The organism is Streptococcus sanguinis, assembly GCF_008329445.1.
GTDB classification, from domain to species: Bacteria; Bacillota; Bacilli; order Lactobacillales; family Streptococcaceae; genus Streptococcus; species Streptococcus sanguinis_O.
In genome coordinates this window covers 270,526-287,930 of record NZ_VIBR01000002.1, presented here as the reverse complement: position 1 = coordinate 287,930, position 17,405 = coordinate 270,526, and the positions used below count along the sequence as shown (strand labels likewise).

The window sequence follows — 17,405 nt, the reverse complement described above, 5'->3', positions numbered from 1 at the left end:
TTGGGGGATTTTTTGCTATACTATTTCTATATACGACAAAAGGAGTAGACTATGGAACAAAAACATCGTTCTGAATTCCCGGAAAATGAACTCTGGGACCTAACAGCCCTTTACCAAGACCAAGAGGACTTCCTGCGAGCCATCGAAAAGGCCAGAGAGGACATCCAGAAATTCGTCCGTGATTATCAAGGCAAACTTAGCACTTTCGAAGATTTTGAACGGGCATTTGCTGAGTTAGAGCAGATTTATATCCAAATCAGCCACATCGGCAACTACGGTTTTATGCCACAGACCACTGACTATGGCGACGAGAGCTTTGCGCAGATTGCCCAAGCAGCCATGGAGTTTGAGACCGAGGCCAATGTCGCACTCAGCTTCTTTGACGACGCTCTGGTCGGTGCAGACGAGGCTGTCTTGGAGAAACTAGGCCAAGAGCCCCATTTGACCTCAGCCATTCGCCAGGCTAAAATCAAAAAAGCCCACTATCTAGGAGCAGATGTCGAAAAAGCCTTGACTAATCTAGGTGAGGTATTTTACAGTCCACAGGATATTTACACCAAGATGCGGGCTGGCGACTTTGCCATGGCTGACTTCGAAGTAGACGGTAAAGTTTACAAAAACAGCTTTGTCACCTATGAGAATTTCTATCAAAACCATGAAAATGCAGAAATCCGCGAAAAAGCTTTCCGCTCTTTCTCAGAAGGTCTTCGTCAGCATCAAAATACTGCCGCTGCTGCCTATCTAGCTCAGGTCAAGTCTGAAAAATTGCTGGCTGACATGAAAGGCTACGACTCTGTCTTTGACTACTTACTGGCAGAGCAAGAAGTTGATCGCTCTATGTTTGACCGGCAAATTGACTTGATTATGAGCGAATTTGCCCCAGTAGCTCAGAAATACCTCAAGCATGTCGCTAAGGTAAACGGACTTGAAAAAATGACCTTTGCCGACTGGAAACTGGACTTGGACAGCGAGCTCAATCCCGAAGTCAGCATTGATGACGCCTATGACCTCGTCATGAAGTCAGTCGAGCCACTCGGACAAGAGTATTGTCAAGATGTTGCCCGCTACAAGGAAGAACGCTGGGTCGACTTTGCGGCCAATGCTGGAAAGGATTCTGGAGGCTATGCTGCGGATCCTTATCGGGTCCACCCTTATGTCCTCATGAGCTGGACTGGCCGTATGAGCGATGTCTATACTCTGATTCACGAGATCGGCCACTCTGGTCAGTTTATCTTCTCTGACAATCACCAAAGCTATTTCAACGCCCACATGTCCACCTACTATGTGGAAGCACCGTCTACCTTTAATGAGCTCCTGCTCAGTGATTATCTGGAGCACCAATTTGATAATCCTCGCCAGAAACGCTTTGCCCTGGCTCACCGTCTGACGGATACTTACTTCCACAACTTCATTACTCACTTGCTGGAAGCTGCCTTCCAACGCAAGGTCTATACTTTGATTGAAGAAGGCGGAACCTTCGGCGCAAGCAAACTCAACGCTATCATGAAAGAAGTCTTGACGGACTTCTGGGGCGATGCCGTGGAAATCGACGACGATGCTGCCTTAACTTGGATGCGCCAAGCTCACTACTACATGGGGCTCTACAGTTATACTTACTCAGCAGGTCTGGTCATCTCTACTGCCGGTTACCTACACCTGAAAAATGACGAAAATGGTGCCCGCGACTGGCTTGAGCTACTCAAATCTGGCGGCAGCAAGACTCCGCTTGAGTCAGCTATGATTATCGGGGCAGATATTTCGACAGACAAACCACTCCGCGACACCATCCAGTTCTTGTCTGACACGGTTGATCAGATTATTGCTTACAGCGAGGAGTTGGGGGAGTAAGGAATAAACAAAATCAGCTTGAAGATTTGCTTCAAGCTGATTTTTAAATAGTTTAATAAAAATAAAGCGACCCAAAAAAGCGGAGATAAAGTAAAATATAGGCACTAAAACAAGCGATAAATATAAGCCATCTTGTCCAGTACTGTGATTTAGTATAATTCTTCATTCGCAACAGCCCGATGAAAAACCAGATTAGACTCCAAAACACTAGGCCTAATATCTGAGGGGCAAAATACGAAATTAAAAGCAAAACAGGGATCAAGAAAGCTAATACTAGTATGATTCTTTTTTGCGTTATCTGCTCTCTAGGAATCATCCAGCCTACAAAAAAACAGAAAACCGCTGGAGCAACAAATGGTGTAAAAATCATAAAGATAAATAAAATATATTTTAAAAACTCAATAATAATCATCACCACATTCCCATCGTGTTTTAAATAACCTAGATCTCTAGCGCGACCCATTGGAAAAAAATTTACCTCTACTTATTATACCTTAAAATATGCATTTTCAAACAAAAATTTTAAATTGACTCATTATTGTTATAATCGAAATAAAAAAGACCGCTCCAAACAAGAGCAGTCTCATTTTAAAACAGGCCTATATAACCATAATCTTACTTTATCCCAACTCCGCCACAATGGCTTTAATCTGCTGGGCAGTATGAACGCCCGCTACCTGCTTGACGACTTGACCGTCTTTTTTAAAGAGCAAGGTCGGGATAGACATGATGCCAAAAGCGCGTGCTGTAGCTGGATTTTCGTCCACATCCATCTTAACAATCTTGAGCTCATCTTCGGAAAGTTCCTCTGAGAGCTTGTCAAGGATTGGCCCCTGCATCCGACAAGGTCCGCACCAAGTGGCCCAAAAGTCAATGAGCACTAATCCATCTTTTGTTTCTTGCTCAAATGTTGCATCTGTGATTGCTTTTACCATTATTTTTCTCCTTTATTCTTAGTCAAACTTTGTCAAATCCTGCTTCATCAGGAAAAAGAAGACATCTCCATAAGTGCCCTGGTAGTTCAAATCATGACCTTTATAAGTCAGTTTTTTAACTGGGTAATAATCTGCCACTCCAATCAAGCAGGCTTGCTGGGATTGCTCAAACTCCTGATAAGACTCAAAGGTCATCTTCCGCTCCTGCTTGACAGCATCCAAATATGTGATTTCAATCATAACTTCTCCTTTTCAAAACTACTCTTGTAATTTTTATTTTATGATTATATTGTAATCTCTTTTGTTACATCTGTCAAATAAAACGACTTGGAGAAATCAATTCACTTTTTAAGCCACTCACTGATTGCCTGACAAACAAAAAAGCCTCCCATCGGAAGACTTTCCCATATAAATAAGAAAAAGCAGGCTCAATGCCCCTTGTGCTTTTCCAATCGTTTTTGCTGTTTGAGTTCGAATTTCCTTTGCTTAGCCAGTTCTTTCTGCTGCTTACGCTTGACTCGAGCGATTTTCTTTTGCTCTTCAAATTGCAGCTTCAGCGCTTCCTGAGACTTTGAAGAACGTGAAGCCAGCTGCTCTTTTTTAGCCTGTCTCTGCAAGCGTTTGGGACTGATGGACTTAGCCTTCTCCTTTACCCTGATGCTAGGACTAAATTGCAACCGATGATAATAACGGTTTAGAAAATCCAACAATTCCCGCGTGCTAGGCTCTGCACCAAAGGTGACTCGGCAAACTCTATAAGATTGAGCATGTTCCTGCTCGAAAAGACCGTGCCAAAATCCCTCTTCAAAGTAAACTGTCAGCGTCATTGAAATCTTATCCATGACAGCACCTCCTTTAAAAAATCCCTAAGAATGGACAACCAAGGAGGAAGGTTACTGACAAAAAATCGATTTTTTGCGTCTGGACTACCAACCAGAACTGTGTTTTTATCTTAGTAGCTACAGTCTAGCAATATTTTCTAAAAAATTCAAGGCTATCTGAATCTCGCTTAGATAAATGAATTGGATTTTCTTGTATGAGATCCAGAAAAATCAAAAACAAGAAATCTCTCTTCTTGTAAAATACATTCATTTCCGATATAATACTACAAATACTGAAAGGAGAGAACTATGAAGTATATTTGGGCTTTTTTAGCAGCCTTGAGCTTAGCTGGACTGGTTCTTTTCTTCTGGCACTCCCAAACCAAATCAAATCCTACTCCTCCTAAGCCAGAAACCACACAGACAGCTTCTAGCGAGAAAATGGACAATCAACCGACTCCGACAGAAGACATCGTGTCTGAAGAATACAGCGTTTCATACGATGACAAGCAGCTCTACGGAAAGATTACTGCTCCTTCTGACTACAAGAGTAAAAAATTGCCGACTATTGTTATCGCACATGGATTGAACAACACCCTTGAGCAATATGAAATGTACAGCCAGCTGTTGGCAAAGCAAGGTTATCTGGTTTACAGCTTTGATTTCTACGGCGGCAGCCGTCAGTCGAAGAGCGGTGGACAAGATATGCTGAATATGTCGGTCAAGACCGAACTGACAGACTTGACCCAAGTCATGGAAAAGCTTCGTTCCGAGGCCTTTGTAGATAAAAGCAAAATGAGCTTATTCGGTGCCAGTCAAGGCGGCGTTGTTGCCAGTCTTTATGCTGCTGCTTATCCGGACCGCGTGCACAAACTCCTGCTCATCTTTCCAGCTTTCGTTCTTTTCGATGATGCCAAAGAGACCTATCGTGAGCTAGGGAGTCCTGACTTCGACCAACTTCCTGATAGCTTGACACACCACAATGCTACTCTGGGCAAGATTTATCTAATTGATGCCTTAGACATTGACATCCAAGCAGAACAGACCAAAATCACAGCTCCGACCCTCATTATCCATGGTACCGATGATGCAGTCGTGCCCTACCAGTATGCTGTTCAAGCGAGTCAGACCATTCCAAATGCAAAGCTGGTCACTGTAGAAGGCGGGGAGCATCGTATTGACGAAAGATTTGCTATCACTGCCGCTCCTGCCATCCAAAAATTCTTGAAAGAGTAAAGTCGCTGATAGAAAAAGTTCTTCTAAAGAAATAGAAGGACCTTTTATTTGGAAAAATTAGAAGAATTAGACTTAGAAATGATATTTGAATATCTTAAAACGAACTAAGAGGAATGATGAATAAAAAAACTTCTGAAATCAGAGAACTAATTTGAGACCGGGCTAAAATCCTAGAGAAAAAGAAAAACTACTCTTTAGTAGAACAGCTTCAACTTTGTGTATTCAATTGAACACGGCCTAAGTGAGTTGATAAAACAAAAAAGCTCCCTGAAATCAGAGAACTAATTTGAGCTCGAACTAAAATTCTCGTGAAAAAGATGAAACTCCTTGTGTTCATCGAACACGATGTCGTTTCCCTATTTTCATACGGATTTTTGACGCCCTTAGCATCATGATTCTTGCTGGATAAAACGTTTATAAACTAGGCGACGAGGCGAAGATTGTACTAATGGTACATCGAGGCGAAGTCAACGAAGTATAGAAACGTTTTAGACGCAAGATTAGCGACGAAGTCCAAGAGAGTTGATCAACTCACGGTAACGGTTAACGTCGTTCTTACGAAGGTAAGCCAAGAGGTTACGACGGCGACCGATTTTCTTCATCAAACCACGGTAAGTAGCGTGGTCTTTTTTGTGTTGTTTGATGTGTTCGTTGAGGTGGTTGATTTCCCAAGTAAGGACAGCAACTTGTACCTCTACTGAACCAGTGTCACCTTCGTGACGTGCGTATTGTGCAATGATTTCATTTTTTTTCTCTTTTGAGATTGCCATGATATACTCCTTTTCTTTACGCTTCATCCGAGTGGCAGGTTTGGCATGGCCTGCAACCAAGAAGAAGTTATTTGTCTTTACGACATACTTATTCTACCAAGAAGGACTACCTTTGTCAAATGATTCTGTTTCAACTCTTTTGTATGAGGAATTCAGGCTCTTTCGCTTACAATTCAACCCCAAAAATTTCTAAAGAAAGCATCTCTTCCTCGGTCAGCCTCCGCCATTCTCCAAGAGCCAGTGCGGGATCCAATTGTAGGGGTCCCATCGTGAGGCGCTGAAGATTCGTAACTTCTTTTCCACAGGCGGCTACCATGCGCTTGACCTGGTGGAATTTGCCTTCCGCTAGGGTAATTTCTACGAGAGAAGTCTCTTTTGCCTCATCCAGCTCTAAAATCTTGAGCTGAGCTGGCTGACAGGTGAAGTCTTTCAGTTCTATTCCTGCAGCAAATCGCTCTACATCTGCTTGGTTCACCAGGCCTGCCACTTGAGCCCGGTAGATTTTTTCTACGTGCTTTTTGGGTGACAGCATGGCATGGGCTAGCTTGCCATTATTTGTCAGAAGGAGCAGACCATGGGTATCAATATCCAAGCGGCCAACAGGAAAGACTTCCTTCTGACGGGCAGTCTCGTCCAGCAAGTCCAGAACTGTCTTATGACGGTTATCTTCTGTAGCCGAAATGACTCCCTGCGGCTTGTTCAGAAGGTAGTAAACGAATTTTTCATAGGTCAGCCTTTGGCCAGAAACGACAATCTCATCTGCTGTCTCATCAATTTGGGTCTTAGGTGATTTCTCTGCTCTGCCATTGACCAAAATCAGCCCTTTCTTTAGGAGCTGCTTGACCTGAGCGCGTGAGCCCAGACCATTTTCTGCTAAAAATTTATCCAGACGCATCGTATAACCTCCTAACTTTCTGGAGCTATTCCGCTCTTTTCTTTGCTAAATCTTAGAACAAAGAGCGAGGTCAGAATCATAGCCAGCCCCAAAACGCTGAAGATAAAGGCTGGGGCGTTGGAGAATCTCCCGATGAAACTGAGGACAAATGTAGTGGCCGTTGCTCCGATACTGCAACCTAAAATCACGATAGAAGTGGCTTGATTGAGGAGTTGGGCGGAAATGCGCTCGGACAGGGTGTAAAAAATGGTCGTCAGACCGACACTATAGACAAAGCCGGCGCTAATAGTAGCCATGCTGAGTGACAAGAGATTAGGTGTGAAGCCAATGATAATCTGAGTCAGTCCAAAAACCAGACCAGAAAGCACCAGCAGTTTATCTCTAAAAAGACGGATCAAACTAGCAAAGCTGATGCCCGCTGCAATCCCAATCAACTGCATCAAGGAAAGAATCACGCCTGCAATCTGGGCTGTCCCCATGCCAGACTTCTCTACAATACCCGGCACGCGCACATTGATGGCAATATAAGTCAGTACAATAACCCCCGCCACAAAGGCAAAAACCAAACTCAGCTGCCAATCCTGCCGGCTTAACTTAGGAGCCAATTCAGACTGTTCTTGCTGCTTTTCAGAAACCTTGTCATAAGGGACAAAAAGCAAATAAAGCGCTAAAACCACCAGTCCGAAAGTATAGACGAGAAAGGCAGCCTGCCAGCCGAGAGGAAGAAGTAGACTGACGCCAAAAGTCAAGAAAGCTGTCCCGACTACTTCTGCTGATCCCCTCAGTCCTAAAAGCCGAACGCGTTCCTGTCCCTTGTAGCGCTCGCTAACAATTGAGATAGCCTTGGCATTGAGCAGACCGATTCCCATCCCAAAGACAAGCCGAGAGACAAACATAAGCCAGTACGACTGATTAAGAAGAGGAAGAAGCCCACAAAGTGAAAAAATCAGAAGCCCGCTCACAATCATCTGACGCTCTGTCAGGTATTTTTCAATGACTCTATTAAACAGCAACATCAGCATAATCCCAGCCGAAGGCAAAGAAACCAGAAGTTCTACCCAACTTTCTGGAATCCCTTTATAAAAAGCAAACATGGCCGACTGGGCACTGGAAATCGAAAAAGCCGTCGTCAGAATCAAAGAAAGCGAGAGGATACTCACCTTTTCCATCAATTTTTTCATTCTATTTTCCTTTAAAATTCACACTAGTTCTATCATACAGTTTTTTGGTTCAAGACGCAATTTCTTTGTCAGGAATATTATGGGGCGCTGTCGCTCCATTCAAAAAGCAGGCACCGCCAGCCATTCAAAACCGCTCCCGCCTTTATTTCTTGTAGGTTTTATGTTATGATGAAGGATAGAAAAAGGAGAGAATCATGTCTGTGAGTGAAAAAACATCTGTTATTGAACGATTAACCAAACCAGCCCATTTAATTGATATGGAGGACATTATCCGCGAGGGTAATCCGACCCTGCGTGCTATCGCTGAGGAAGTCAGCTTCCCTCTATCAGACCAGGAAATCATTCTGGGCGAGAAGATGATGCAATTTCTCAAGCATTCCCAAGACCCAGTCATGGCGGAAAAAATGGGACTGCGTGGCGGTGTTGGTCTAGCTGCTCCCCAGCTGGATATTTCCAAACGCTTAATTGCTGTTTTGGTCCCAAATCCTGAGGACGAAGAGGGCAATCCGCCTAAGGAAGCTTATAGCCTGCAAACTTTGATGTACAATCCTAAGATTGTAGCCCATTCCGTTCAGGATGCAGCCTTAGCTGATGGTGAAGGCTGCCTATCAGTCGATCGAGAAGTACCGGGCTACGTAGTTCGTCATGCACGAGTGACCGTGGATTACTTTGACAAGGATGGTCAAAAGCATCGTATCAAACTCAAGGGCTATAACGCCATTGTCGTTCAGCATGAAATCGACCATATCAACGGCATCATGTTCTACGACCGCATCAACGAAAAAGACCCATTCGCAGTCAAGGACGGCATGTTGGTGATTGAGTAAATAACTTGCATATCATTATCAAAAATACCTAGATAGAAACTATCTAGGTATTTTTTCTATTCTAACTATCCCGTCTCCAGAAAATAGCCAAGAGGATAACTGCTCCTAGCACTGATGGAACAACAGCTGTATCAGCCAGCATTGGTCCCCAATGGCCAAAGAGAAATTGACCTATCAAGGAACCAAACCAACCCAAGAGGATTTTTCCAATACAGCCCATGCGCTCCCCTCGGCTAGTAATAGCCCCGGCGATAAGGCCGATGATAAAACCGACAAACATACTACCAATCATATATTCCCCTTCTTTCTATATTTCTAGCAAGGCTTCTCAAGAAGCAAGTGGAAGCCGTCATTATGGAATGCGCTATTTAAGGTAGCTCGAAATCTTAGATTGCCCAATCTCCATTTCTAAAGATGGCTACACGGCTGCCGTCTTCTCGGATACCGTCAATATCCATCTGGTTAGAGCCAATCATAAAGTCCACATGGACATCCGAGCGGTTGAGACCCGCTGCTTCTAGCTCTTCTTCAGAGAAATTCTCTCCACCAACCACACTGGTCGCATAGGCTGCACCGATAGCCAAGTGGTTAGAAGCATTTTCATCAAAGAGAGTATTGAAGAAGGTAATACCTGATTGGGAAATCGGGCTTGGATCTGGCACCAAGGCACACTCACCTAAAGCACGCGCACCCGCATTTTCAAAGACAAGATCCTTCATAACCTGGTCGCCCTTTTCAGCAGTAATATCCACAATCTGTCCATCCTTGAAGGTTACCTTGATGCCCTCGATGATGTTGCCATTGTAGCTAAGAGGCTTGGTGCTAGTCACATAACCTTCTGCCCGGCGAAAGTCCGGTGCTGTAAAGACCTCTTCTGTCGGCATGTTGGCAATGAAATACTCGCCCTGAGCATTTAGACTGCCAGCTGACTCCCAGTGATGGTTCTTGGGCAAGCCCAATGTCAAGTCAATTCCAGGAGCTGTGTAGTGCAGAGCTGTGAATTGCTCCTCGTTTAAAACCTTAGCTTTTGAGCTGAGTTTTTCTTCATGCGCCTGCCAAGCGGCTACTGGATCATTCTCATAGACACGGCAGGTTTTGAAAATCTGATCCCAAAGCAAGTCTACCGCTTCCTCATCACTGGCTGCGTTTGGAAAGACCTTCTTAGCCCACTCTGTACCGGCTGCTGCAGCGACTGTCCAGCTGACTTTATTGGATTGGGTTGCAATCCGCATCGGCTTCATGGCTATCCCCATAGCCTTAGCAGAAGCCGATAATTTCTCAGCATCCACGCCATTTAAAGCTCCTGGGTCAGATGAACGAACGCCCAAGCGGCTGGCTTTCTTCTCAAGAAGATAGTTCATCTCAGCCACCTTATAGTCTGGAACATTGTCCAAGCGCTCCATCGGCGCATGGAGGAATTTCTCCCGCGTACTCAAATCATCCGCCCACTGGACAATGACTTCGTGAGCCCCCAGAGCATAGGCCTCCTTGACAATCAAGTGAGCCAACTCACGCTGCTCCACATCAATATTGAGCGCCACCGTGTGACCCGGCTGCACATTAATACCATTGGCAACCAATAGTTTAGCGTATTTTTCTAAGTTTTCTTTAAAATTTGGCAGAACCATTCTGCTTCTCCTTTTCTTTTGTTATTTCTCTTTAAACAGGGACAGTAGGCTAACCGCTGCCACTGTGCCGCAAATCAAGGCAGTCATTTTCAAAATCGTATCTGGGTCAAGATTCAGCTGGTAATCAAAAACTTTTTGCGCTGGCTTATCTTCAGCATTTATTCTAAGTTTCATGAGAGAGTCCTTTCTAAATCATAATTCTAAGGTATGAACTCTTACTTGTACTAGCGTCTTCAGAATCCTCAATTATCTTTTAATAGATTAAAATAAATCACTATGACTGCCTGTCCTAAGCAAGTTTAAAATCAATTCTTCCTTATCCACTTTATAAACCAAGAGCCAATCTGGCTGGATATGGCATTCTCGCACTCCTTTAAAGTGCTTGGATGCTGTCAGTTGATGATCTCGATATTTAGCAGGAAGGTCTTTTTCTTGAATCAAAAACTCCAAGACTTCTTCTAACCATTCTGCCTTAAGTCCACGCTTCATAGCCAACTTAAAATCTTTTTTAAACTGTTTATGATAACGAATCTTAAGCACGTAAATCCTCCATCAAGTCTGATACACTCACAAAAGACTGACTCATATTCCTATTTTGATCTAAATCCCCCAATACTTCCATCAGCTTCCGACTTTCATCCAGTCTGACATCAAAGGGTAGCCCTTGGTACTGAATAGCCTGACGAAGAAAAATATTGATAGCCGTTGTCATATCCATGCCCAAGCTGTTGAAAACCTGCTGAGCCTGCTCCTTGACCTCACTGTCCAAGCGGATACTCATACTAGTCTTTGACATACTCTCACCTTCTTTCTATAGACTATTTTAACAAAAAAGAAAGCCAATGTAAATCTATTGGATATACATTAGCCTCTTAAATTATCTAGATCTGACAACTTACTTTTTATTTTCTATAAATTTGCTTACCATAGGCATAATCTCGTTTTCCAATTCTTTTATCTGATTCGCTCCCCAGCCAGAATCTTGTTGTCCTGTTATTGCTGCCATCATCTGTAATTTTAGACTTTGACGATAGAATATACCTTGCCATTGATTATATTTTGCACTCGGAACTAAATTTCCAAACTTAGAATTCTGGCTATCTGTAACGACACAAAGATTGCCAAAGGAATGCAAAAATTCATCATGTAATTTGCTCAATCCATCCTGATCATCTGGATTCTGAGGATACCAATGCTCTATGGAACGGCGATAGGCAAATTTGAAAGCTTCAAATTCAACACTCGAATATTTTTCTTTTAAATCAGAACGATTTTTCCATAAAATATAATCTACAAAGTTAAATGCATAAACAGGAATATCCCCGTATTTCTTTATACTTCCATCCTCAGTAAACAATCTTTCTTCAGCATATCTCACCGCCATTTTTTCAAGAAAACCCTTAAACCGAACAGCAAATTCTGCTTGATTTAACTCTTCCATATGGTTGAAGAGAAAATGCAAGATTTCATATAACCAACGACTATCTCGATTGGCAGTGAAGGTCACAGCAAACATGGATTGGAGGAGAATGATGTTTTTATTAATCTCCGAATCTGAAAACGTATTATTAGTAAAGCGTTCTTCAACTATATAGTGCTCCTTCGATTTTCCATTTGGTTGATATTCATAATAAGTACCCTTCTGTAAAAACCATTCATCCTTATTTCTACTTGAAGAATCCGTATTTGAATTTCTAACGATGTAATTATCAAAAATATGTTTCGTTGTAAGAAGAAGCTTACTAAAATCAATTATCCATTTTTTATCACGGTTCTTTACATCAAACAAGGATAACATTTTTTTATCATCTAACTGAACACCACCAATTGTTTGCCCATTTTTGAACGCAAATGCACAAAGTAAAAAGGTTGGAAAGTCAACTACTGTAGTGTAATCCCCAAATTCTTTTTCCACAAATTCTCTATTTTCAATTACCTTATAATTTAATGCTTCTATCAGTGTCTTCTTTTCATTTAAGGTAGTAGCAATGTTATCATAAAGATTTTTAAATTCATAATTTGAAAAATGCCAACCAAAAATCTTTTCTCGTTCTTGAAAATCATCTTTCCTTTTTCTTCTCATTTTAAACTGAGTAGCAACAGGCTTATCAAATTCTGCGCAGGCATCCCAAATTCTTGCAAATTTTTGCGCCATTTCTTGATCTTCACCAAACTTAGCCATCATTTGTGCTTTAAGAATTTCATGGGCCTCTAGTTGCTCTCCTCGAGAGTTGAAACGTTCGAAATAGAGATTCAAATCTAAATCATTAGGAAGAATACTACGAAAAATAATGACATTATCAAATAGATATTCAAAGAAAGATTGAGAGTCAAATTGTCGCTCCTCTAGCACTTTCTTCAATGCGTCTTGAGCGTGTCGGTAACCTCTAGTCAGTTCATTTTCATCATCCTCAGAAATTTTTTGCTTGGTAAATAGCTTTTGAATATTCTCATTGGACCTCTTCCTAGCTGGGAAAGTAAGATTGATAGCTTTCAATCTATCAAAACCAAACTCATGTTTCAAAGCTAAGGCAATCAAATTAAGGGCTGTAGTCCGCTGTTGCCCATCTATAATTTTGAAAAGACCATTCTCTTCATTAACGATTAATGTTCCAATATAGTAATTTTCTCTTTGTTCCTGAAAAGCATCTGCAACATCGTTCAATAATTGCTCAATTTCATCATAAGTCCAGGCAAAATTTCTCTGATAAAGAGGAATAGCATAGCTATCTTCATTTAACAAACGATTAACTGATAAGCTTATATGTGTTTCTACCATTTCTCTTTTTCCTCCTCTATAATCTGCTCCACTGTGTAATTGTCAAATAATTCTCGATCTATCTTGACCATGAAATCATTTGGAGTTACAGCATGGGCTAAAAGTTGGAATAGTTTTTGAACATCTTTTTGTCTGAATCTTCCACCAGCAGCATAGTTTCCAACAGTTGCATCATATATCGCTCGAGATTTAACACGGGGGTAATAAGACCAAATAAATAAGGTCTCTACTATTTCCTTTGATAGCTCTTCTTTTCCAAATCTCTCTGCAAAAAGCAAACAAATATTTAGGAATATATTATGGCACTTGAGATAGCGTCCCTTTGAGCTATTGTAAATTTTCAACATACCTTCTGGGTAAGTCAAATTTTTTTCTTCCGCCTCAAGCTCATCAGAAAATCCTAACTTTTCATTTAAAAAAACTTTATAATCTTTAATAGTATGATGGGCAGATTCGATATATTCAAAAAATTCACTTCCATCAATAATAGGCATGGTAATTGACATAGGGAACTCTTCAACATGACGATACAATTCTAGGTATGGAAAGTTCTGGTTTAAATCAACACCTTTAAAGTCATCGATAAAATCCTCTGTAAAACGGAGATAAGAGCCATAACGCTTATTTGTTAATCCTGCCTCTCCCCGAGACCAACGTCTCATACGAAAAAGATGTTTATCAAACAACTCTTTGAGACTTAAATCTTTATCCTCTACAAACTGTTCCCACTTTTCAACAATCTTTTCATCTTCTGAATCTTGCTTACGAAGATGATAAGCTTTGAGTAAATCGTGAGGTTCTAGAGATTTTCCACGATTATTTTGAGAATCAAACAGCTGAAAGGCCTCTGATAATCGTTCCTGTGGCATAGTAATCACCGAGACAGAACAATTTTCAAGTAGAAAACTACACACCTGTTCAGCTTCTTTCTCGCCTACAAGTTGGATTAAATTCTTCCATTCATTAAAATTTTCGTAAGCATTATAGCAAGATAGTTCTCCAAAATCAGCTTCAAGTAAATTTCTTGCTCCTTTAAATTCTTTATCTCTACCTAAAGCATAAAGAAATAGCGAAATGGAAAGCAATCGTTGCTGGCCATCTACAATATCTAAGTGTCCGTCATTCTCATGCAAGATAACAGAGCCAACTTGATATTCCTGTTTTTCCATAGCATCTCGTAAATCATAAAAAAGATTACGAACATGCTTTCTGTTCCATTTATAAGGTCTTTGATAACTTGGTATTGTTAGCCTATCCCATTTCAATATTTCTGATATTTTTTTACTTTCAAATCCTATTTCTTTTTCATTGGCATTCATCATTATCTCCTAAAAATCTTATCAGCATAGAATCTTTGGTCCATTAATGCTTTGGAATAATAGTAGCATTAGGAATTGCTTTTGCAACGTTTTCTGCTGCTATTTTATCAAAAAATGGTCCTGCGATTTGATTACCAAACCTATCAACTACAATCCATTCAATCATTTTTGTCTCCTTTATTTCTTAATATATAAATTCTACACCTTTCGGTGGACATTTTATGTCCACTCAAGTTCAAATATGAAAAATATTTATTGATAGTAGCCTAAAATTTCTTTCATCGTCTTCCGAATATCATCAACTAAAGACTGTGGCGACAAAATTTTAACGGCTTCTCCTTGACTGAGCAGCCAACGCTTAAGACCAGGTGTATATTGGCTCTCAAACTTAAAATGTGTCCATCCTTCGTCGGCAGATAAACACTGTGCATTAGGAAATTGGTCTAAAACAATAGTTCGATCATAACAGAATTCCAATTCAACTGTGATTTTTCTTCCTAGAAAAGCGTCTACTCGCTGATTACGAATATCTCCGTCCCTGAATTTTCTGCCATAAGAGATGTTAGGTTTAGATTCCTCTGTGGCCATCCAAGTCTGGATTCTGTCCAAACGCAAGGTCATGTAATGCTCATTCTTAAGATTGTAAGCTACAATGTAAAAATAATGAATATCATAGTACAGAGAAACTGGAAAAATTAAATGTTCTTTTTTATCTTGATATGGACTCTTGTAGACAATTTCTAGAACCTTCTCCTTGCGAATCATCTCTGACCATTCCCAAATCTTTTGAATACGATTTTGCTCGTCTGTAATTGGGGCATAGTTCAGTCTTTCGCTGTTGATAATCATTTCTATTTCTTTTTGTTCCTCTTTTGAAACAAGCCCCAACAAGCTTTTTAATAAATCCTCATTTTCTACTTTATTTAAAGCTCTATTTTCTAATAAAATCTTAGAAATTATTAAAATATCTTTTTTATTAAAAAGTGATTTTCCTTTTAAATATCTTGTATGGTGTTTTGAATCGTATGCCAACTCAGCTGCAATCATGGGCTGAGTCATTAAAAAATCACCTAATAAAGAGAAATCTCTCTGAATCGTTTTTGCACTAACCTCAAACTCATCACTTAATTGATTTTTTGATAGATGAGCTCCTGATTGCAAACGTAACAAAATGGATAAAATACGTTCTTGATCGTTCATAAAACCTCCTCTTTCCCTATATTATAACATGAATATTCTATATATCTGTCCTGAATCCTATTATTTTTAAGTTATTTTCTTTTTTCTCTAAATCGTGTATTGCTTTTTCAAAATCTATGTAAGACAAATAGCTCAACTCTGCATCAGTTAGATCTGATACTATCTCTTCTTTCATCAGTCGCTCCGCCTGAATATATAAAACTAACTCAAATAGTTTTCTGACATAACGAGCATTACCAAAACTTTCTGAGCAAAGACATTTTTCAAAATAAGTCAGGAGGATAGTTTTGCATTTCTTATCCACTATATAACCTTGTTGATCAGCCATTAGAGTCAATATGTCATACAGTTCATACTTGTTATAATTTTCAAAATGAATTTTTCTACTAATTCTAGAAGCTAAACCTGGATTGATGTTTAAAAATTCCTCCATCATTTCTGTATAACCAGCGAAAATCACAATGACATCATTTCTATTATTTTCCATTTCCTGAATAATTGTAGGAATAGCTTCATTAGCAAAATCACGCTCACCTTGTGGAATTAGACTATATGCCTCATCAATAAACAAAATACCGCCTTTTGCATTATCAAATAATCTTTTAACCTTTGGAGCTGTTTGGCCAACATATTCACCAATTAAATCTGAGCGACCTACTTCAATCAAAACGTTTGATTTAATAATACCATGTTTATAAAAAATTTTTGTCAACAATCTAGCAACGATTGTTTTTCCAGTGCCAGATGCTCCAGAAAACATAAAATGCATAGACGGCCGAACGAGTGAAGAATTTATTTCATGCCTTCTTTGAGATATAGAAAAATAAGCTAAAATTCTATGAATCAGATTTTTAACAGTAGATAAGCCAACCAAACGGTCTAGCTCCTTTAATGCATCAGAATTTGTGGCTAATGGATTGTTGCAACCTTTCATACAAAACAGATCCGACGGCAAAGAAAAACTTTGTTTTCCATTACTCAAATTACTTTCTATTACATTATATTCAATAATCTTTTGAGCAAAATAACAACTATCGTAACTATTTGTAAGACAATTGTGATTTGAAAGCAGTTTTATTAGATCTTCTTCTAAATGAAAACCATAATCTCCTAAGCGAAATTTTATAATATTAACAAGTTCGTTATATGAGTAGGGAGGAAAATTTAATTCATAAACAACATGAAATAGTGGAAGAAATTCTCTAGATATTTCATAAGCTATACTATCTGATTCTGCTAAAAAAATATATATTCTTCCTTCCGTTGCTTCTACAATATTATTTTTTAATTCCTCTTTTTTTCTAGGATGCATAGTTGAATAGTCCTTTATTATCACTAAACGCTGTTCTGACTCAAAATTAACTGAAAACCCATCTTTCAAAATAGTCTTACACTTGACATTTAACAGCCTCATCAAATATTTGATAGCAAATTTTTTACCAGTTCCTAAAGAACCTTTGAAAATTAAAAACTGATTTTCAACAAGGACCTTTTCTTTTTTCTGCCTTCTTTCCTTTTGATTATTTAAAAACATTTTTAGTTTTAAAACATACTCTTTAAATTCATTTAGACCTACAATATTTAAGTTATCGCATTCTAAATCAGTAATAGCAAAGCCATCAGAATTTGAAAGCTCTCTTTCATCTGAATAAAGAAAAAGCTGACCTATTTGAACTGAATACTTGTTCCCCACCTCCTTTAAATATTCTCTTTTACTGATAGATTTAACTTTAAAATCAGTATGTTCTTCTTCATTAAACCCCAAAGTTTTTAGCTTATCAAACAAATCCTCTTTGGTACGTTCTGTGACTCCAACAACGTAAAGGCATGTTTGGTTTTTGAAACAATAAAACCATTGATTCTCCTTGATAAAATCCTTATCTGCTTCTTTAATATTTTTATTCATTTTGCTAAATTCTATTTGATAAAAAAACATCTTCTCCCCCATCTACTATTTACTAACATA

General features: G+C 39.6%; 20 protein-coding genes. 3 read left to right on the top strand and 17 right to left on the bottom strand.

What is annotated here, in order from left to right; all coding sequences use genetic code 11:
* Window positions 1-51 precede the first annotated feature (51 nt).
* Window positions 52-1,848, top strand: a complete 1,797-nt coding sequence (gene pepF / locus FKX92_RS06435) for an oligoendopeptidase F (RefSeq protein WP_149565840.1) — start codon at window positions 52-54, stop codon at window positions 1,846-1,848.
* A gap of 52 nt (window positions 1,849-1,900) precedes the next feature.
* Here the strand turns inward: pepF and FKX92_RS06430 are convergent, their stop codons facing one another.
* The 4 genes from FKX92_RS06430 to FKX92_RS06410 all read right to left on the bottom strand — a co-directional run bounded on the left by FKX92_RS06430 (window position 1,901) and on the right by FKX92_RS06410 (window position 3,625).
* A complete protein-coding gene (locus FKX92_RS06430; RefSeq protein WP_002902270.1) occupies window positions 1,901-2,311 on the bottom strand; it encodes a hypothetical protein in 411 nt (136 codons plus the stop codon).
* Window positions 2,312-2,468: 157 nt separating this feature from the next.
* Window positions 2,469-2,783: a thioredoxin gene (gene trxA, locus FKX92_RS06425; RefSeq protein WP_002902269.1), complete on the bottom strand. Its 315-nt coding sequence runs from the start codon at window positions 2,781-2,783 to the stop codon at window positions 2,469-2,471.
* An 18-nt stretch (window positions 2,784-2,801) separates the two neighbouring features.
* Window positions 2,802-3,023 carry a DUF4649 family protein gene (locus tag FKX92_RS06420; RefSeq protein WP_002899027.1) on the bottom strand — a complete coding sequence of 74 codons (222 nt, stop codon included), beginning with the start codon at window positions 3,021-3,023 and terminating at the stop codon, window positions 2,802-2,804.
* 188 nt (window positions 3,024-3,211) lie between these two features.
* A complete protein-coding gene (locus tag FKX92_RS06410; RefSeq protein ID WP_002902267.1) occupies window positions 3,212-3,625 on the bottom strand; it encodes a YjdF family protein in 414 nt (137 codons plus the stop codon).
* 288 nt (window positions 3,626-3,913) lie between these two features.
* Here FKX92_RS06410 and FKX92_RS06405 point away from each other — a divergent pair, with 288 nt between their 5' ends.
* Window positions 3,914-4,840: an alpha/beta hydrolase family protein gene (locus FKX92_RS06405; RefSeq protein WP_002914057.1), complete on the top strand. Its 927-nt coding sequence runs from the start codon at window positions 3,914-3,916 to the stop codon at window positions 4,838-4,840.
* A gap of 500 nt (window positions 4,841-5,340) precedes the next feature.
* Here FKX92_RS06405 and rpsO read toward each other — a convergent pair whose 3' ends face one another.
* The 3 genes from rpsO to FKX92_RS06385 form a co-directional block, all read right to left on the bottom strand.
* On the bottom strand, window positions 5,341-5,610 hold the full coding sequence (gene rpsO / locus FKX92_RS06400; protein WP_001018251.1) for a 30S ribosomal protein S15: 270 nt from the start codon (window positions 5,608-5,610) through the stop codon (window positions 5,341-5,343).
* A 166-nt stretch (window positions 5,611-5,776) separates the two neighbouring features.
* The gene (locus FKX92_RS06390) at window positions 5,777-6,505 is read right to left on the bottom strand and encodes a pseudouridine synthase (protein WP_149565839.1); all 729 of its coding nucleotides are present in this window, start codon (window positions 6,503-6,505) and stop codon (window positions 5,777-5,779) included.
* Between the two features lie 11 nt (window positions 6,506-6,516).
* Complete coding sequence (locus tag FKX92_RS06385) at window positions 6,517-7,686, bottom strand: MFS transporter (RefSeq protein ID WP_149565838.1); 1,170 nt, start codon at window positions 7,684-7,686, stop codon at window positions 6,517-6,519.
* Between the two features lie 194 nt (window positions 7,687-7,880).
* On the opposite strand from FKX92_RS06385, the gene def reads away from it, so the two are divergent.
* The gene (gene def / locus FKX92_RS06380) at window positions 7,881-8,513 is read left to right on the top strand and encodes a peptide deformylase (RefSeq protein WP_125378273.1); all 633 of its coding nucleotides are present in this window, start codon (window positions 7,881-7,883) and stop codon (window positions 8,511-8,513) included.
* A gap of 61 nt (window positions 8,514-8,574) precedes the next feature.
* Here def and FKX92_RS06375 read toward each other — a convergent pair whose 3' ends face one another.
* The 10 genes from FKX92_RS06375 to FKX92_RS06340 all read right to left on the bottom strand — a co-directional run bounded on the left by FKX92_RS06375 (window position 8,575) and on the right by FKX92_RS06340 (window position 17,375).
* A complete protein-coding gene (locus tag FKX92_RS06375; protein ID WP_002908679.1) occupies window positions 8,575-8,805 on the bottom strand; it encodes a GlsB/YeaQ/YmgE family stress response membrane protein in 231 nt (76 codons plus the stop codon).
* A gap of 94 nt (window positions 8,806-8,899) precedes the next feature.
* Entirely contained in the window at window positions 8,900-10,141 is a 1,242-nt protein-coding gene (locus FKX92_RS06370; RefSeq protein ID WP_149565837.1) for an aminopeptidase, read from the bottom strand.
* Between the two features lie 21 nt (window positions 10,142-10,162).
* On the bottom strand, window positions 10,163-10,315 hold the full coding sequence (locus tag FKX92_RS12050; RefSeq protein ID WP_187759400.1) for a hypothetical protein: 153 nt from the start codon (window positions 10,313-10,315) through the stop codon (window positions 10,163-10,165).
* Between the two features lie 87 nt (window positions 10,316-10,402).
* The gene (locus tag FKX92_RS06365; protein ID WP_002908677.1) at window positions 10,403-10,681 is read right to left on the bottom strand and encodes a type II toxin-antitoxin system YafQ family toxin; all 279 of its coding nucleotides are present in this window, start codon (window positions 10,679-10,681) and stop codon (window positions 10,403-10,405) included.
* Window positions 10,674-10,937 (bottom strand): type II toxin-antitoxin system RelB/DinJ family antitoxin, encoded by a 264-nt coding sequence (locus FKX92_RS06360; protein ID WP_002911650.1) that lies wholly within the window; start codon window positions 10,935-10,937, stop codon window positions 10,674-10,676. The genes FKX92_RS06365 and FKX92_RS06360 overlap by 8 nt, the downstream gene beginning before the upstream one ends.
* Before the next feature lie 99 nt (window positions 10,938-11,036).
* Window positions 11,037-12,920 (bottom strand): DUF262 domain-containing protein, encoded by a 1,884-nt coding sequence (locus tag FKX92_RS06355; protein ID WP_149565836.1) that lies wholly within the window; start codon window positions 12,918-12,920, stop codon window positions 11,037-11,039.
* Complete coding sequence (locus FKX92_RS06350) at window positions 12,914-14,242, bottom strand: DUF262 domain-containing protein (RefSeq protein ID WP_149565835.1); 1,329 nt, start codon at window positions 14,240-14,242, stop codon at window positions 12,914-12,916. The genes FKX92_RS06355 and FKX92_RS06350 overlap by 7 nt, the downstream gene beginning before the upstream one ends.
* Before the next feature lie 40 nt (window positions 14,243-14,282).
* A complete protein-coding gene (locus FKX92_RS12165) occupies window positions 14,283-14,405 on the bottom strand; it encodes a hypothetical protein (RefSeq protein WP_002893824.1) in 123 nt (40 codons plus the stop codon).
* An 86-nt stretch (window positions 14,406-14,491) separates the two neighbouring features.
* A complete protein-coding gene (locus FKX92_RS06345) occupies window positions 14,492-15,439 on the bottom strand; it encodes a helix-turn-helix transcriptional regulator (protein ID WP_149565834.1) in 948 nt (315 codons plus the stop codon).
* Window positions 15,440-15,476: 37 nt separating this feature from the next.
* Window positions 15,477-17,375 carry an AAA family ATPase gene (locus FKX92_RS06340; RefSeq protein WP_262405249.1) on the bottom strand — a complete coding sequence of 633 codons (1,899 nt, stop codon included), beginning with the start codon at window positions 17,373-17,375 and terminating at the stop codon, window positions 15,477-15,479.
* Window positions 17,376-17,405: the final 30 nt, after the last annotated feature.

Excerpts from the sequence above, each read along its gene's own strand:
- pepF (WP_149565840.1), top strand. The coding sequence starts at position 52 with ATGGAACAAAAACATCGTTCTGAATTCCCGGAAAATGAACTCTGGGAC.
- FKX92_RS06430 (WP_002902270.1), bottom strand. The coding sequence starts at position 2,311 with ATGGGTCGCGCTAGAGATCTAGGTTATTTAAAACACGATGGGAATGTG.
- trxA (WP_002902269.1), bottom strand. The coding sequence starts at position 2,783 with ATGGTAAAAGCAATCACAGATGCAACATTTGAGCAAGAAACAAAAGAT.
- FKX92_RS06420 (WP_002899027.1), bottom strand. The coding sequence starts at position 3,023 with ATGATTGAAATCACATATTTGGATGCTGTCAAGCAGGAGCGGAAGATG.
- FKX92_RS06410 (WP_002902267.1), bottom strand. The coding sequence starts at position 3,625 with ATGGATAAGATTTCAATGACGCTGACAGTTTACTTTGAAGAGGGATTT.
- FKX92_RS06405 (WP_002914057.1), top strand. The coding sequence starts at position 3,914 with ATGAAGTATATTTGGGCTTTTTTAGCAGCCTTGAGCTTAGCTGGACTG.
- rpsO (WP_001018251.1), bottom strand. The coding sequence starts at position 5,610 with ATGGCAATCTCAAAAGAGAAAAAAAATGAAATCATTGCACAATACGCA.
- FKX92_RS06390 (WP_149565839.1), bottom strand. The coding sequence starts at position 6,505 with ATGCGTCTGGATAAATTTTTAGCAGAAAATGGTCTGGGCTCACGCGCT.
- FKX92_RS06385 (WP_149565838.1), bottom strand. The coding sequence starts at position 7,686 with ATGAAAAAATTGATGGAAAAGGTGAGTATCCTCTCGCTTTCTTTGATT.
- def (WP_125378273.1), top strand. The coding sequence starts at position 7,881 with ATGTCTGTGAGTGAAAAAACATCTGTTATTGAACGATTAACCAAACCA.
- FKX92_RS06375 (WP_002908679.1), bottom strand. The coding sequence starts at position 8,805 with ATGATTGGTAGTATGTTTGTCGGTTTTATCATCGGCCTTATCGCCGGG.
- FKX92_RS06370 (WP_149565837.1), bottom strand. The coding sequence starts at position 10,141 with ATGGTTCTGCCAAATTTTAAAGAAAACTTAGAAAAATACGCTAAACTA.
- FKX92_RS12050 (WP_187759400.1), bottom strand. The coding sequence starts at position 10,315 with ATGAAACTTAGAATAAATGCTGAAGATAAGCCAGCGCAAAAAGTTTTT.
- FKX92_RS06360 (WP_002911650.1), bottom strand. The coding sequence starts at position 10,937 with ATGTCAAAGACTAGTATGAGTATCCGCTTGGACAGTGAGGTCAAGGAG.
- FKX92_RS06355 (WP_149565836.1), bottom strand. The coding sequence starts at position 12,920 with ATGGTAGAAACACATATAAGCTTATCAGTTAATCGTTTGTTAAATGAA.
- FKX92_RS06350 (WP_149565835.1), bottom strand. The coding sequence starts at position 14,242 with ATGATGAATGCCAATGAAAAAGAAATAGGATTTGAAAGTAAAAAAATA.
- FKX92_RS12165 (WP_002893824.1), bottom strand. The coding sequence starts at position 14,405 with ATGATTGAATGGATTGTAGTTGATAGGTTTGGTAATCAAATCGCAGGA.
- FKX92_RS06345 (WP_149565834.1), bottom strand. The coding sequence starts at position 15,439 with ATGAACGATCAAGAACGTATTTTATCCATTTTGTTACGTTTGCAATCA.
- FKX92_RS06340 (WP_262405249.1), bottom strand. The coding sequence starts at position 17,375 with ATGTTTTTTTATCAAATAGAATTTAGCAAAATGAATAAAAATATTAAA.